The sequence below is a fragment of the Brevundimonas sp. BH3 genome (genome assembly GCF_045345115.1).
Lineage (GTDB): Bacteria > Pseudomonadota > Alphaproteobacteria > Caulobacterales > Caulobacteraceae > Brevundimonas.
The window spans coordinates 1,802,735-1,817,674 of the sequence record NZ_CP150796.1 but is presented as its reverse complement, the minus strand read 5'-3'; the positions used below and the strand labels follow the sequence as shown (position 1 = coordinate 1,817,674).

15 protein-coding genes are annotated in these 14,940 nt (G+C 60.0%); 2 read left to right on the top strand and 13 right to left on the bottom strand.

The window, feature by feature from the left end:
- The 11 genes from WEU32_RS08880 to WEU32_RS08830 form a co-directional block, all read right to left on the bottom strand.
- Complete coding sequence (locus tag WEU32_RS08880) at window positions 1–432, bottom strand: molecular chaperone DnaJ (protein WP_406851638.1); 432 nt, start codon at window positions 430–432, stop codon at window positions 1–3.
- A 7-nt stretch (window positions 433–439) separates the two neighbouring features.
- The gene (locus tag WEU32_RS08875) at window positions 440–1,273 is read right to left on the bottom strand and encodes a division plane positioning ATPase MipZ (protein ID WP_312812794.1); all 834 of its coding nucleotides are present in this window, start codon (window positions 1,271–1,273) and stop codon (window positions 440–442) included.
- A gap of 152 nt (window positions 1,274–1,425) precedes the next feature.
- Window positions 1,426–2,049, bottom strand: coding sequence for an SPOR domain-containing protein (locus WEU32_RS08870; protein ID WP_406851637.1), 624 nt, complete (start codon window positions 2,047–2,049; stop codon window positions 1,426–1,428).
- 47 nt (window positions 2,050–2,096) lie between these two features.
- On the bottom strand, window positions 2,097–2,861 hold the full coding sequence (locus WEU32_RS08865; protein WP_312136881.1) for a chorismate mutase: 765 nt from the start codon (window positions 2,859–2,861) through the stop codon (window positions 2,097–2,099).
- Between the two features lie 283 nt (window positions 2,862–3,144).
- Window positions 3,145–3,717: a prephenate dehydratase domain-containing protein gene (locus WEU32_RS08860; RefSeq protein ID WP_406851636.1), complete on the bottom strand. Its 573-nt coding sequence runs from the start codon at window positions 3,715–3,717 to the stop codon at window positions 3,145–3,147.
- Window positions 3,714–5,084 carry a class II 3-deoxy-7-phosphoheptulonate synthase gene (locus tag WEU32_RS08855; protein ID WP_312812800.1) on the bottom strand — a complete coding sequence of 457 codons (1,371 nt, stop codon included), beginning with the start codon at window positions 5,082–5,084 and terminating at the stop codon, window positions 3,714–3,716. Before WEU32_RS08855 ends, WEU32_RS08860 begins: the two co-directional genes overlap by 4 nt.
- Window positions 5,085–5,193: 109 nt before the next feature.
- On the bottom strand, window positions 5,194–7,287 hold the full coding sequence (gene parE, locus WEU32_RS08850; protein ID WP_406851635.1) for a DNA topoisomerase IV subunit B: 2,094 nt from the start codon (window positions 7,285–7,287) through the stop codon (window positions 5,194–5,196).
- Window positions 7,288–7,317: 30 nt separating this feature from the next.
- Window positions 7,318–8,643, bottom strand: coding sequence for an O-antigen ligase family protein (locus WEU32_RS08845; RefSeq protein WP_406851634.1), 1,326 nt, complete (start codon window positions 8,641–8,643; stop codon window positions 7,318–7,320).
- Window positions 8,644–8,685: 42 nt separating this feature from the next.
- Window positions 8,686–11,073: an ATP-dependent helicase gene (locus WEU32_RS08840; RefSeq protein WP_406851633.1), complete on the bottom strand. Its 2,388-nt coding sequence runs from the start codon at window positions 11,071–11,073 to the stop codon at window positions 8,686–8,688.
- A 106-nt stretch (window positions 11,074–11,179) separates the two neighbouring features.
- The gene (locus WEU32_RS08835; RefSeq protein ID WP_406851632.1) at window positions 11,180–11,422 is read right to left on the bottom strand and encodes a ribbon-helix-helix domain-containing protein; all 243 of its coding nucleotides are present in this window, start codon (window positions 11,420–11,422) and stop codon (window positions 11,180–11,182) included.
- Between the two features lie 4 nt (window positions 11,423–11,426).
- A complete protein-coding gene (locus tag WEU32_RS08830; protein WP_312136893.1) occupies window positions 11,427–11,849 on the bottom strand; it encodes a YbaY family lipoprotein in 423 nt (140 codons plus the stop codon).
- 141 nt (window positions 11,850–11,990) lie between these two features.
- Between WEU32_RS08830 and WEU32_RS08825 the strand changes: the two genes are divergently transcribed.
- Window positions 11,991–12,899: a DMT family transporter gene (locus WEU32_RS08825; protein ID WP_406851631.1), complete on the top strand. Its 909-nt coding sequence runs from the start codon at window positions 11,991–11,993 to the stop codon at window positions 12,897–12,899.
- On the opposite strand, the gene WEU32_RS08820 is transcribed toward WEU32_RS08825, so the two are convergent.
- Window positions 12,896–13,096, bottom strand: coding sequence for a DUF4169 family protein (locus WEU32_RS08820; protein WP_406851630.1), 201 nt, complete (start codon window positions 13,094–13,096; stop codon window positions 12,896–12,898). The two genes, WEU32_RS08825 and WEU32_RS08820, sit on opposite strands and share 4 nt — an antisense overlap.
- A gap of 14 nt (window positions 13,097–13,110) precedes the next feature.
- Entirely contained in the window at window positions 13,111–14,376 is a 1,266-nt protein-coding gene (locus WEU32_RS08815) for a patatin-like phospholipase family protein (protein WP_312136898.1), read from the bottom strand.
- A 164-nt stretch (window positions 14,377–14,540) separates the two neighbouring features.
- On the opposite strand from WEU32_RS08815, the gene WEU32_RS08810 reads away from it, so the two are divergent.
- Window positions 14,541–14,936 carry a YccF domain-containing protein gene (locus tag WEU32_RS08810; protein WP_406853424.1) on the top strand — a complete coding sequence of 132 codons (396 nt, stop codon included), beginning with the start codon at window positions 14,541–14,543 and terminating at the stop codon, window positions 14,934–14,936.
- Window positions 14,937–14,940 lie beyond the last annotated feature (4 nt).

Below are 14,940 nucleotides of genomic sequence, written 5' to 3'. Positions count from 1 at the left end.
CTAGCCTAACAGACGGTCGCGCGCGGCATTGACCCGCGCGGCCAGACCTTCGGACCCACCTTGATCGGGGTGGGTTCTGGCCATCAGGCGCTTCCACGCGGCCTGTATGTCGGCGGAACTGGCATTCTCGGATACGCCCAGAATGGCTCGTGCCTCGGCCTTGCTCATCTGCGGCCCGACGGGGACAGCAGGTTTAGGCGTTGTGGTGCGGATGCGGGATTGCAGCACCAGATAGAGACCAGCCACAAACAGGGCGGCGGCCCAGATATAACTACTCTTGGCAACAGAAAGGACGGCACCCGCAAAACAGGTGCCGCCCAGCAGGGTTGCCGAAATACGCCAATGACCGCGACGGGCCTTTTCGGTCTGTTTACCGAGGCGGACCAGCACCCAAAGGGCGACAGCGGCCAACCCCAGAACAATCAGAAGCATCTATCCGTCAGGCCGCCGCTGTCAGCGGAGCAAGCGCATCTTGCAGACCCATATCTGCCATCAGGCCACGCAGTTCCTGACGAGCGGAAACGTGCGACATCGTCACCGACACAGGGCGTACTTCATTCGACAGATCGGCTACGGTCAAGCCGAACGGGAACAGTTCACGATAGATGACGCGTTCACGCAGACCGGGGCCGACACGGAAGCCGACGCGCTTGGCCAGCTTGCCCATGCGCTCTTCCAGACGGTCACGGTTACGCGCGTGGGTGCCTTGCAGACGGTTGGTCACGACCAGCCAGTCGATCGTGGCGTGGCGGCCTTCCTTGATGGCGCGCTCCTTGCGGGCTTCCCAGACGCTTTCCGAATAGATAGACGGCTTTTGCAATTCCAGTGTCACTGGATCGACCTGACCCAGCAGGTCGAAATCGACGAAGCTGTCATTCATGGGGGTGACGATCTGGTCGGCGCGGGCATGGGCTGCGCGTGACAGGGTGGTATCACCGCCGGGGGTGTCGATCAGGATGACGTCGGACACAGTCTGGGCCACGGCATAGGCAGCTTCGAAACGGGCCAGTTGTTCTTCGGGCGTGGCGCGGGCCAGTGCCTTGCCATCTCCCATATCGGGCACAAAGGGCAAGGGGAGGTCATGGCCGTTGGCTGCAACCCAGACGGCACGGTTGGCAAAGAAGCGTTCCATGGAGCGCTGGCGCAGGTCCAGATCGAGGATAGCGACCTTCTTGCCTGCGTGCAGCAGACCGGTGGCAATGTGGATGGCCAGAGTGGACTTGCCCGCTCCGCCTTTTTCATTGCCGATGACGATGACCAGAGGCTGCGCCATGATGAATCTCACTCTGAGGACGAAGGCGACTCATCATCGAGGGCCTCCCCATTCAGCGTGGAAAGTCGGTCGCTTTGCCTCAATCGTCAATGAAAGCTTAATAACGACGTTGTGGATCGAGCCTTAAATCGCAACGATTTTCGTAGTTTCCCTTACGCGGCGGGCTTTTGACACCATGGATCTGCTGCCGCAATTGAGCGGCAAAGATATTGGGCTTGCTCGCTGGAGGCCGTAACGCGAAGCCGGATCAGAGTACGTCCATTGACCTCGACCGGATCAAAACGGGGCGAAAGACCGCTAAGGGCGTTACCGCCTGAACCGGACGACAGTCTTTGCCATGCGGACTGTGCCTGCGCCTGTGTGCTGTAGGCCCCCAACTGGATGAGTTGCGAGCCGTGCGGACGGGACGCTGATGGAGCCGATCGGGAAGCCGGTGTGTTAACAAGCAAAGGGCCAGCCTCGGAAACTTCGATACTGGGTAGCTTTACGGGGCCGTTCCGCAGGTCCCACAACTGGTGCGGGGACACCAGTTCGACCTTCATGCGCGAGGCGGGTTTGCTCTCTTCATGCGGTTTTTGCGGGTCGAGCGGCAGAGTAACGCGCGGAGCATCGCCGGACATGCCTGCATCGTTTGCAGGCGTTAGCGGGATGGTCGCGACCTTATCCGCCCATGCCTGATAGGATGAGGGTTGCCCTTCTACAGGTGCATTACAGGCCGCCACACTCAATGCGATGGCGACCAGCGACACAGGGGGTAAGGCGCGAGAAAGTCTCATACCCCCTAGTGTCGCGTGGCAATCTTGCAGTGCCGTTAACGCTGTCTCTAGATGATTGCGCCGACGCAGCCTTCGACATCGCCAACGCCAAGCTCGGCATCGGTCAGGGCCAGTGTCCAGCCGTGGTGGGTGTTCAGGCCCCAGCGGCGTGCGCCCGAGCCGTCACCGGCATCACCACCGGCAGTGACCACAACGCGGCGACCGGTCGGCAGAGCGGGCGGGTCAATCTTGCCAACGGCCAGCGAGGTCGGGGTGTCATTCGGGCCGAAACCTTCGAAGACGCTGAGCATCGACCATTCCTTGCGCAGGCCAATCCACCATGCGTCGTCACCGCTGACCGACAGAACCGACACGCCATTGCCTTCGGCAGCGTGCGACAGGGCGGTCTGGGCGTCATAGACAACGCGGATGTCGGCAGCGGCACCGAAGCGGGTGCGGGCGGCGTCCATGGCGCGGGCACCGTCGATCGGGGCATAGACCTGAACCTGAAGGCGACCCTGACGGGCCAGACCCCAGCCAACGATCTCGCGCCAAAGTGCCGAAACCGCTTCCTTGTTTTCCGGCTGTGCCTTGCCGGACAGACGAGCCAGAACGGCCTGTTCGCGATCGGGGCGCAGCTTGGTGTGCGGGCCGGTCGGGGCGTCTTTGGCCTTGCCGACCTGTGCTGCGATGGCCAGACGACGCTCGAACAGTTCGAGGATCTGGTCGTCGATAGAGTCGATTTCCGAGCGCAGGGCCGACAGGGCCATTTGTTCGGCGGTCAGTTCGACAACTTCGGCAGGCAGGGTTTTGGTCAGGGTATTGGTGGTCATGATCTTGGCTTTACGGAATGCAGATTTCGATGGGGAGGACGCGACAAGGCGCAGAGCCGCTCTGGGAAGAACGGTCGCCGGTGAAGCTGTCAGGGAAGTTTGTGTCCCGACGCCTCAGCCGGCGTATCGAAAGCCGTAAAAGCCGTAGCCATAATAGAAACCGGCCACTTCAAACGAAGCGGTTTCAAGGACGAATTGTGCGTTCAGAGACGACATTTTCGGGTCCGGTTTCTGGATCGAGATTGATCCGATGGTCGCTATAGGCCGCAAATTTTATGCGCCGTCAAGCCTTTGGTGCGGCCAAGAGGACAAAACGTGTGCGGTTATCGCTGAAATCTTGCAGATCATTGCGTAAAATCTGCAGTCCGTACACCTCTGCGGCGCGCGCCGGAGCTACGGCAGCGCGGGTGATATCGCCCGCTTCGGCCACATCGCGAGCGGCCCCCGCGGTGTCGAAAACGACGACAGGTTCGATATGCAATGCCTTCAGGTTCTGAACGCATTGCTGAAGCGCGATGGGGTGGCTTTCGGCGGTCTTGATGTCCGACAGGCGGGCATCGGTCAGGCCCAGAAGGGCATGGCGAATAGGACGCCACGCCTCGCTGAGTGGCTCCAGACCGGCCTCGCGAACGAGAGTGGCTGCGGGTTCAACCGTGCCAACCGTGGTGTTTTCCAATGGGATCAGGGCCAGATCGCAATCGCCGCTCAGGACGGCCTGAATGGCACCTTCGAAGGTCTCGAAGGCCACAGGCACGTCCCATGGACGAAGGTCGAGACAGGCTTCATGACTGAAAGCCCCCGGCGCGCCCTGATAGGAGATGCGCGCCGGACGGATGTCTTCGCCGGTCTCGGTCATGCAGCCTTCGACTGGGCCTGACGGCCCGCTTTCAGGCGTTCTGCGACGAGGAAGGCCAGTTCCAGAGCCTGATCGGCATTCAGACGCGGATCACAGTGGGTGTGATAGCGGCTGGACAGATCATCTTCGGTGACAGGTTGTGCGCCACCGAGGCATTCAGTGACGTTCTGGCCGGTCATTTCGAGGTGGACGCCGCCGGGGTGAACACCCTCGGCCTCGGCCACGTCGATGAAGCTGCGAACCTCGCCCATGACGCGGTCGAACGGACGCGTCTTATAGCCGTTGGCGGCCTTGAGGGTGTTGCCGTGCATCGGGTCGATCGACCAGATCACGCGTTTGCCCTCGGCCTTGACGGCACGCATCAGCGCCGGAAGACGATCACCGACCTTGTCATGGCCAAAACGGCCAATCAGGGTCAGGCGACCCGGAATATTGTTCGGATTCAGCGCGTCGATCAGCGGCAGGATGTCGTCCGGCGTCATGGTCGGGCCGCACTTGACGCCGATGGGGTTGGAAATCCCCTTCATGAACTCGATATGGGCACCGTCCAGCTGACGGGTACGCTCGCCGATCCAAAGCATGTGGGCCGAGGTATCGAACCATTCGCCCGTATTGCCATCAAGGCGGGTCAGGGCCGATTCAAGGTTCAGAAGCAGGGCTTCGTGGCTGGTGAAGACCTCGACACGCGATAGGTCGGGGTGGGTTTCAGGCGTGACGCCCACCGCTTCCATAAAGGCCAGAGCCTCGGTGATCTTGTCGGCCAGTTCGCGATAGGCCGCACCAGCACCATTGTCGGCAAAGCCCAGCGTCCAACGGTGGATGTTGTACAGGTCAGCATAGCCGCCCCCCGCAAACGCCCGCAGCAGGTTCAGCGTCGCCGCCGACTGGTGATAGGCCTTCATCAGGCGTTGCGGATCGGGTACACGCTCTTCGGGCGTGAAGCCCATACCGTTGATGATGTCACCGCGATAGGACGGCAGTTCCACCCCGCCGATTTCCTCGACAGGCGAGGAGCGCGGCTTGGCAAATTGGCCAGCGATGCGGCCAACCTTGACGACAGGTTTGCGACCGGCAAAGGTCAGCACGACCGCCATCTGAAGGATCAGGCGGAAGGTGTCGCGGATATTGTCGGTGGAAAACTCTTTAAAGCTCTCGGCGCAGTCCCCGCCTTGCAGAAGGAAGGCGTTACCCGCCTCTACCTGTGCAAGGTGGTTGGTAAGGCGACGGGCCTCACCGGCAAAGACGAGCGGGGGCATTGCACGCAACTCGTCTTCAACGCGTACCAGTTCGGACGCGTCAGGATAGTCCGCCGGCATATGCAGGGCGGGCTTGTTTCTCCAGGAATCTGGGGTCCAGCGCTTAGTCATTTCTCTAGGATAAGCGTTTCAGCGATCTAGAACAATGAATTTGCCAAGAATTGTGCAGCGCAAATAAAAAACCGCCCCTGTGTGTGACAAAGGGACGGTTCTTTGGATTTTACACGTCCAGTGCGTCTTGAGCGAACTGAGCGTTTTCCTGAATGAACTGGTATCGCGCCTCGGCCTTACGGCCCATCAAACGCTCGACCAGATCCTCGATTTCCTCTTCGCTTTCAGGCAGCGAAACGCGGGCGAGGGTGCGTTTCTTCGGATCCATGGTCGTCTCTTTCAACTGAGACGCCATCATTTCACCCAGACCTTTAAAGCGGCCGATCTCGAACTTCTTGCCTTTGAAGACTGTGGCAATCAGCTCGTCACGGTGGGCATCGTCGCGGGCATATTCGGACAGAGGGCCAGCCGAGATACGGTAAAGCGGCGGCAGGGCCATGAACAAACGACCCTGACGGATCAGGTCCGGCATGGAGCGATAGAAGAAGGTGATCAGCAGCGCGGCAATGTGCGCACCATCCACGTCGGCGTCGGTCATGATGACAACGCGCTCATAGCGCAGGTCATCGACACTGAAACGGGTGCCTGCCTGAACGCCGAGCGCCAACATCAGGTCGGTTAGTTCGACGTTGGCGCGCAGCTTGTCAGCGGTGGCCGAGGCCACGTTTAGAATCTTGCCGCGGAGGGGCAGGATGGCTTGGGTGGTGCGGTCACGGGCCTGTTTCGCAGAACCGCCAGCCGAGTCACCTTCGACGATAAACAATTCAGTGCCTTCGGCGGCCTGACGCGAGCAGTCGGCAAGCTTGCCCGGCAGGCGCAGCTTGCGGGTCGCGGCGGCGCGCTGCACTTCCTTGTCCTTGCGGCGGCGCAGGCGATCCTCGGCGCGGTCAATGACGAAGCCGAGCAAGGCGTTCGCCTGTTTCGGGCTTTCGGTCAGCCAGTGGTCGAACGGGTCACGCAGGAGTTGCTCGGCCAGACGCGCCCCTTCAGGTGAAGAAAGACGGTCCTTTGTCTGGCCCTGGAACTCCGGATTGCGGATAAAGATCGAGATCAGTGCACCGGCATTGGCAATCACGTCTTCGGCAGTGATCTGGGCGGCGCGTTTCTCGTTGGTCAGTTCGCCATAGGCCTTGAGGCCCTTGACCAGCGCCGCGCGGAAGCCGGATTCATGGGTGCCGCCATCGGGCGTCGACACCGTATTACAATAGGAGGCGATAAAGCTGTCGGCGTCGCCAAAGCCGATCGGCGACCATGTGACCGCCCATTCCAGCGCGCCCGCTTCGCCCTTGCGCTCGACGCGACCGGCAAAGACGGGGGTGACGGTTTCCAGTTCGCCCACGCGCTCGGCTAGTGCATCTGCCAGACCACCCGGGAAATGGAGCGTGGCCTGTGCGGGCGTTTCGTCAGTGATGCGTTCCGGGGCACAGGTCCATTTGATTTCGACGCCGCGGAACAGATAGGCCTTGGCGCGAGTCATGCGGAACAGGCGCGCGGGCTTGAACGCCGCACCAGCCCCAAAGATTTCCTCATCCGGCTTGAAGCGGATCAGGGTGCCCTTTTTCTTGGAAGGTCCAACCTGCTGGATCGGACCAAGTACCTTGCCGCGGCTGAAGGACTGACGCCATTCAAAGCCGTCACGCCAGACCGTCACATCCAGATTGGTGGACAGGGCGTTGACCACCGACACACCCACGCCGTGCAGACCGCCCGAGGTTTCATAGGCCTTGCCCGAGAACTTGCCGCCCGAGTGCAGCACGGTCATGACGACTTCTAGTGCCGACTTGCCGGGGTGCTTGGGGTGGGGATCGACCGGAATACCGCGACCGTCATCGCGCACCGACAGGAAGCCATCGGCGTCCAGATCAACCGTAATCAGCTTGGCATGCTTGGCGACGGCTTCATCCATCGCGTTGTCGAGGACTTCGGCAAACAGATGGTGAAGGGCGCGTTCATCGGTGCCACCGATATACATGCCGGGGCGTTTGCGAACAGGCTCAAGACCTTCCAGAACCTCGATGGATTCGGCCGAATATCCGGTCGCGGCTGCAATACCTGAAGCGCCCGCAGAGGCAGGTGCAACAACGGGCGTAGGAGGCGCGACAACGGGTTTGACCGCAGCAGGCGTTGAGGCCTTTAACGGTTCCGCCGTGTTTTGCGGTTTTGCGGGTTCGGGGTCGTTCAAGGCTGAAAAAAGGTCGTCCATCAGGTCAGTCTGCGGCGATTCGGAACTTGGTCAGGTATGCCCTGCGGGCGATGTGTGCAAGCGTGGGTGGCTCATCCCCTTGGGGACAGCCGACGAGAACGGTGCATGAACGACTATAGCGCGATCACAGGCTCTTGCGAGGGCCGCGACGCATAATATCCACGGCAGATTCTGGGCGGTCATTACCACGCTCTCGGACAGGCTGAGCAGAATGAACACGGCCAGATAGGCCAAAGACCACCACCCTTCGGCTCTACCATACCCGTTGATGCGGCACAGATGCGCGATAACGGCAGTGCCGACAACGAGGGCACAGCCAATGGCACCGACCCAGCCCATTTCCAGCAATACATCCAGCCAGCCATGGTGGGCCGATGGCACTTCCCATGCTGTGTTGAACCGTATCCAGTTGGCTGGAACGGAATCCTTGCCCCAAAAGGCATTATATCCGTAACCCAACAGCGGGCGTTGGTTCGAGGCTTCCAGTACGGCATCCCAGATTTCAGTACGGCCGGTCAGGGTGGGATCTTTGCCGATCAAACCCAGCAGGAAAGCGGATTCTTGTGTCCAGACCCACCAACCCAGCGCGGTCAACACGACGCCAAGCCATAGGCTGAGGATCACTAGAACAGGGCCGCCTGTGCGAATAACGGCAATGGCAAACACAATGCCTACACCCAGTACCAGACAGACCAGAGACGTCTTGGAGGCGGTGGCCAGTACCAGCAGCGTGCAAAGTGCCAATACCGCCATGGCCCATTTGCGTTTAGTCGGTTCGGCCACAAGCCACGCGGCGGCGCTGATGCCTCCGGCCACCATGACCAGACCCATCTGGTTCTTTTCGTACCAGATACCGCGCCATAGGCCGTCATTAACGCCGTGGTGAATGCCGATATGGGGCAGGGCAAAGACAAAGATGACCGACAACGCCCCCATCCACAAACAGACCATGGCCAAAAGACGAGGTAGGGCGACGCCGCGATATCTGGCCCCCAGATAAAGGGCAAAGCCGCTATTGACCGCCAGTGCGATGAAACGGCGCTGGGTGGTGGCAGGATCAATCGACCAATAGCGCGAGGCAAAGGCCAGCAGCGCCATCAGGCCGACCAGAACAATGGCTGGCCACACCCGCACCAGATCGCGCCATCGCAACAGGCACAATCCCGCCGTAACCGCATAGCTCGGCAACCAGAACAGACGCAGGATCGGGTTCTCGCCCTGATCGGGGGCCAGTATCGGCCCGATCAGCGCCCCCGTCAGCATCATCAGCACATAGCCCGCACACCACTGCTCCCACAGGGGAACAGCGACAGGGCGCGTTGGAGCGTCAGTCTGTGCGATGGCAGCATAGGTCACGAGGACTAGGCTTATCGAACAGGGTTAAACAAAAGGTGCGGCTCAGGATTTTTCGACGAAGCTGTCGATGACCTTTTTCTCGCCGGCCTTTTCGAAGTCGACCACCAACTTGTTGCCTTCGATGGCGGTGACAAGGCCATAGCCGAACTTCTGATGGAAGACGCGGTCGCCGCGTGACCAGTCGCCCGAGGGTTTGGGCGCGGGGGGAATAATGCGAGCCCTGCCTTCGATAACGGCCTTGCGGGCAGGTTGATAGGTGCTGCGGGCGCTGGCATTGCCGCCATGCAGATTGGCCCCGAAGCCGGTATCACCATAGATGGCCTTGTTGGTGCTGGCCTGTTGCGCACGCTTCCAGCCGGGGGTGTCGTGGCTGGACTGGCTGAAGGGCTTGTCATCCCAACGACTTTGCGGGCGCGGACTGGACCCAGAGTTGTAATAGCCGGTATCAGATTGTGGCTCGACGTGTTCGATGGGCAGTTCATCGACAAAGCGGCTGGGCAACTGTGTCGTCCAACGGCCATAGACCATGCGATTGGCGGCAAAGCTGATACGGGCGTCGCGCTTGGCGCGGGTGACACCGACATAAGCCAGGCGGCGCTCTTCCTCGAGGCCCTTGATACCCTTTTCGTCGATACTGCGCTGGCTAGGGAAGACGCCTTCCTCCCAACCGGGCAAGAAGACCAGCGGGAATTCCAGACCCTTGGCCCCGTGCAGGGTCATGATCTGGACCGAGCCTGCGCTGCTTTCTTCCTCGGCATTGCGCTCAAGGTCCATGACCAGCGAGACGTGTTCCAGATAGGACTGCAGCGTGTCGAACTGCTGCATGGATTGCACCAGTTCCTTGAGGTTGTCGAGGCGCGTCTGGCCGCTGGTCTTGTCGGCCTTTTGCATGTCCGTATAGCCGCTCTCGTCCAGAACGGTTTCCATGACCTGCCAGTGCGGCGTGCCCATCTTGAGCAGGTCACGCCAGCGGTCGAGATCGCGGACAAAATTGGTTAGCGGCGTGCGGGTGCGGCCCGGAAGTTCGTCCGTCGTCATGAGGTGACGCACCACCTGCATGGCGGAGACGCCATTTTCGCGCCCAATGTGCAGGATTTTCGACACAGAGGTGTCGCCCACACCGCGCTTGGGCACATTGACGATGCGTTCAAACGCCAGATCGTCATTTTCCGACTGCAACAGACGCAAATAGGCGTGGGCATCGCGGATTTCGGCACGTTCGAAGAAGCGCGGGCCGCCGATCACCTTATAGGGGATGGCCAGCATGACGAAGCGTTCTTCGAAGGCGCGCATCTGGAACGAGGCACGCACCAGAACGGCAATGTCCTTATAAGGAATGCCGCGACGATAGGCGTCCTCGACCTCTTCGGCGATCATGCGAGCCTCAGCATCACCGTCCCAGAAGCCGCGCACGCGAACCTTGTCGCCGCTGTCGTCCTCGGTCCAGAGCTGCTTGCCCAGCCGTTCTTTATTGGCGGCGATCAGGGCACCGGCAGCCCCCAGAATATGCGCCGTCGAGCGATAGTTCTGCTCCAGACGGATGACTTTAGCCCCGGGGAAATCGCGCTCGAAGCGCAGGATGTTGTCCACCTCGGCCCCGCGCCAGCCATAGATGGACTGGTCGTCGTCACCCACGCAGCAGACATTGCCGGTGGAGGAGGTGAGCAGGCGCAGCCACAGGTACTGGGCGACGTTGGTGTCCTGATATTCGTCCACCAGAATATACTTAAAGCGACGGCGATACTCGTCCGCCAGATCGGCATTCTGGCTGAGGATGGTCAGATTGTGCAGCAACAGGTCGCCAAAGTCGCAGGCATTCAGTGTGCGCAGACGGTTTTGGTAGGCGGTATAGAGCGCCTTGCCGCGACCTTCGGCAAAATCCTCGCTGGGCGGCAGTTTTTCGGGCGTCCAGCCACGGTTCTTCCACTGGTCGATCGCGGCAGCCAGCGATTTGGGCGTGTGCTTCTTGGTATCGACATTGGCCGCTTCCAGAAGCTGTTTCAGCAGCCGTTCCTGATCGTCGGTGTCGAGGATTGTGAAGGAGGATTGCAGCCCCACCAGTTCCGCATGGCGGCGCAAAATCTGGGCGGCGACCGAGTGGAACGTGCCCAGCCAGCGCAACCCTTCCGCCTGATCGCCGATCAGATGGCTAATGCGCTCGCGCATTTCGCGCGCGGCCTTGTTGGTAAAGGTGACGACCAGCATTTCCCACGGACGGGCACGGCCTGTGGCGAGAATGTGCGCCAGTCGAGTGGTCAAAACGCGGGTCTTGCCCGTTCCGGCACCGGCCAGAACCAGAACCGGCCCCTCGGTGGTTTCGACCGCTTCGCGTTGTTCGGGGTTGAGACCGGACAGATAGTCCGCTGTCTGAACGCGACCATTATCGGCGCGGGCAAGGTCGGAAATACGGGGGGCGTTTTGTTCGGTCACGAAACAGATCACTCAGGTCGCAGGATCGGGCAGCGGATTCGGACGGAAACATAAGCGGAACACGGCATAAAGTCAGGCCCGTTTCCGGTACTCTACGCCTAAAGGATCAGGCCGAGGGTTCAAACTCGGCAAAGCTGTTGTCGCCGCCGGCCCATTGAAGGGCCAGAACCCGACAGGCCGAGGCCAGCGGACGGCGACCACGCCATGCATCAATACGGATCAAGAGCTCGGCACGGGTCAGGCTCAAACCCTCACCGATACCGTCCAGCACCGTCCAGAACTCTGGCTCCAAGGCGACAGAGGTGGCATGACCGGACAGAAGAACCGAGCGTTTGACCAGACTGCTCAAAGGATTAACGCACGCCGATCATGATGATGTTGGCGCTATCCGGTGCGCCACGGGTCAGCACGCTATGGCGAGTATCGGTGGTGAATTTCAGATTGCCGGCAGGGTCGCGGATTTCGGCACGAACAGCATATTCGTGGCGCTGGTCAATCTGGCTGGCCGGAACCTTCAGTTGGACCTGATAGGGAGGGGCTCGGCCATCAAGCATGATGTCTTCGCGATCCAGTTCGCGTGACGGCGCGTCGGCAAGGCTGACATCTGCTAGTGTAACCGTCAGCTTGTGACCGGGGGTGAGCATGATCCGTTCGCGATAGGATGCAGTCACATCAACAGTACGCATATTGTTCTCGGGCATGGGCATGGTGGTGCAAGATGCCAGAACAACTGTGGCGGCCATGGTTCCCAAGGCAAGGGGGATGTGCAGGCGCATTTTGATGCCTCGTGTGTGAAGAAAGAGAGAGCAAGGCGCAAACGCACAGCTTGTCTCATGGTGCCGAAAATTAATGCAGTTTCTTACACGAAAGCGCCGTAAGGACACCCTGTATAGGGACTTAAAGCGGGGAGCGTCGGGGTGGAACAGCCTTCGAGTGTGGATATGAAGGCCTATGGCAGCGTTGCCGTCTGTGCGCTGGTGTGGGGAACGACCTGGTACGCTATTACTTTCCAACTGGGTGAAACCCATGCGGCGATCTCGGTGATCCTGCGCTTTGGTTTGGCGGCTCTGGGTCTGGCGGCTGTGGCCAAGCTTATGAAGAACACGCTGTCATTGACCCGCGCACAGCATCTGGCAGCGGCGGGGCAGGGGCTGTTTGCGTTCGCCGTGTCCTATTATTTTGTCTATGCGGCCGAAGAGAAGATCGCCTCGGCGGTGGTGGCGATCATGTTTGCCGCTCTGGCCTTTGTGAACCTGATCCTGTTCCGTTTGTTATCGCGCCAGAAAGCATCGGCAGGGGCATGGATCGGGGCCATTCTGGGCGTAGTCGGTGTGGCGGTGCTATCGGCGGGCGAAATCACGGGTGCGGGTCTGGGGGATCACGCGGTTACCGGTGTGGTGTTTGCCTTTGTGGCGGTACTGGCTTCGGCCATGGGCAACTGGTTCGCATGGCGCGGTCAACAGGCAGGGGCGCAAGTGCTTCCGGCGACGGCGTGGGCCATGGGATATGGCACGGCATTTTTGACACTGTATGCGCTGGCCACCGGCATTAGCTGGCATGTGGACTGGAGCGTCGCCTATGTCGGATCGCTGCTTTATCTCGCCGTGATCGGGTCGGTTCTGACGTTCGGCCTGTATTTCACGCTGGCCCGCAATTACGGCTATGCGTTGGCCAGCTATATTTCGGCCCTGACCCCGCCGATTGCCATGCTGGTATCCATCGTGTTCGAAGGCGCCCGTTTCGGGCTTCCGGCCTTTGCGGGGCTTGTTCTGGTGTTGGCCGGTCAGATCTTTATGAGCCGCGCGCCGAGGAAGTCGGCGGCTTAAACCTCACCGTCATTCTTTTCTGCGCTGTCGCGCTTGTGTCCTTCCAAGCGGGACACGCGGGCGGCTTCATTCTTCTGGCTTTGCTGGCGCTCCAACTTGGTGCGGCCAAAGGTCAGGCGGTTGGCCTCGGCCTGCTTGCGTCCGGCCTGTTTGGCGGCCTGTTTGCGGGCACGGTTGAGATTGATGACTTCTGCCATAGATAGGGCCGGGATCAGGGCTGAGGCGTGTAAGGCGTTTCGGTCGGGCTGGGTGGTGTTACTGGCGTCTGTGAGGGAGGAATGACAGGCTTGAGTAATAGTGGCTCAGGGATGTCTGCTTCGTCGATTTTGTCTTCGCCAATCAGCCCTGCTGCCGGATCAATCTTGTCCATACGACGCCATGCTGACCCGTCCCGCCCGCGTTGGCGCCCCACTTCGAACAGGGCTGTCATCGAGACCTGATCGAATGACAGGGCCGAGGCCTGAACATTGTCGGGAATGGCCGTAAAAGACATTTCAAGCCCGTTGCGGCTGGCAAAGCCGGAAGTAACCGCCAGATGGGTGCGCAGCGAAGCCTTGCTCATACTGTCATAAGTGCGCCCCAAAATCCCTGTCAGGCGGCCAGGCGTGGTGCCAGTGTTTCGTCCTGTCTGGCCGTTGACTATGATATAGATGGCCCCGCGGCCCGGACGGGCGCGAGACGAGGTCCACAGCATAAGTTCTTCGGGAATGGCCAGATAGGGAAGGTTGACGCCGCCATCGACGTGCATTTCGGCAATAGGCTGGCCCTCCGGCGATAGGCCGGGCAAGAGCACAGGCGGGAACACACCCGGAATAGAGGCCGAAGCTACAAGAATTTTCTTGAACAATTGGCGTGCATCTTCGTCACCGCGGGTGGCGATGACGCCAATGTCCCAGATCACGCTTTGCTGGGTATCCAGATTGGTGGTCGCGACCAGAAGGCGGCGCCCATTGGCGTGTTCGTGCGCGATGGCCCGTAACAGCTCGAACGTGACATAGGAATCGACCAACCGTTCCAGTTGTTTGGACGAAAACAGGCTGGGATTGAATATGGCGGCAAAGCTACGCAAACCTATCAGGCTCTCGGTTTGCTTGCCTGTATAGGCTTCGCGCAATTCCTCGTCCCATTCGGGACCAAGAAATGCGAAAGGTGCCGCCAGAGCGCCTGTTGAAATGCCGGTGACAATGTCGAAACTGGGACGTGTGCCTGCTTCACTCCAGCCATAGATCAGGCCTGCGCCATACGCACCATTGGCACCGCCACCTGACAGGGCCAACAGGCGCGGAGGACTTTCACGAGATAACAGATAGCTGAAATCGGCATTGAAATCGGTCACCTGAGATTCAATGCTTGTGCGGGCCATGGCCGCCGAGACCACGCTATCAGGCCCGTATAGACGCAGCGGACCATCGGGACGGTCCAGTGTACCGCAGGCGGCAACGCTTAGAGCAAGCGCGGCGACTGCAAAAGGACGCAAGATCGGGTGCATGATTTTGGACCGGTGAAAGGGGGTATAGGCTGAATGTAATGCCAAGTGCTGCTGAGGGCTATCTGTTCCGGCTTGGAAACAGGACTCGCGCAAATGAAGGTCGATACCTAACTCTATAGACGCCCCCATGATGAAGGAATGACAACTTGCCATTGATCCGATTGATCCTGAACTTTTTGTGGTTTTTTACAGGAGGTTTTCTGACCGGATTGACCTGGCTGGTTGGCGGGTTTCTGCTGTTGCTGACCGTGGTGGGGGCGCCGTGGGCATTCTCGGCTTGGCGTATTGCGTCCTATTCGTTCTGGCCCTTCGGCCGTGAAGTTGTCTGGCGTGAACCAGACGCCTCGGTAATCGGGACGGGATGCCTTGGCGTGGGCATGAACATCATCTGGCTGGTTCTTGCTGGATGGTATATTGCCATTGGCCACATACTGGTGGCTGTGCCCCAGTTTATCAGCATCATCGGCATTCCGTTCGGGCTGAAAAATCTGGAGCTTGCCAAGCTGTCACTGGCACCGGTCGGTCGTACCATTAATGCCAAGGCCTGATGGG

Bases quoted from the DNA above. Each gene is read 5' to 3' on its own strand.
- WEU32_RS08820 (WP_406851630.1), bottom strand. From the start codon at position 13,096: ATGGCAGAAGTCATCAATCTCAACCGTGCCCGCAAACAGGCCGCCAAA.
- WEU32_RS08875 (WP_312812794.1), bottom strand. From the start codon at position 1,273: ATGGCGCAGCCTCTGGTCATCGTCATCGGCAATGAAAAAGGCGGAGCG.
- WEU32_RS08880 (WP_406851638.1), bottom strand. From the start codon at position 432: ATGCTTCTGATTGTTCTGGGGTTGGCCGCTGTCGCCCTTTGGGTGCTG.
- WEU32_RS08870 (WP_406851637.1), bottom strand. From the start codon at position 2,049: ATGAGACTTTCTCGCGCCTTACCCCCTGTGTCGCTGGTCGCCATCGCA.
- WEU32_RS08830 (WP_312136893.1), bottom strand. From the start codon at position 11,849: ATGCGCCTGCACATCCCCCTTGCCTTGGGAACCATGGCCGCCACAGTT.
- WEU32_RS08855 (WP_312812800.1), bottom strand. From the start codon at position 5,084: ATGACTAAGCGCTGGACCCCAGATTCCTGGAGAAACAAGCCCGCCCTG.
- WEU32_RS08865 (WP_312136881.1), bottom strand. From the start codon at position 2,861: ATGACCACCAATACCCTGACCAAAACCCTGCCTGCCGAAGTTGTCGAA.
- WEU32_RS08860 (WP_406851636.1), bottom strand. From the start codon at position 3,717: ATGACCGAGACCGGCGAAGACATCCGTCCGGCGCGCATCTCCTATCAG.
- parE (WP_406851635.1), bottom strand. From the start codon at position 7,287: ATGGACGACCTTTTTTCAGCCTTGAACGACCCCGAACCCGCAAAACCG.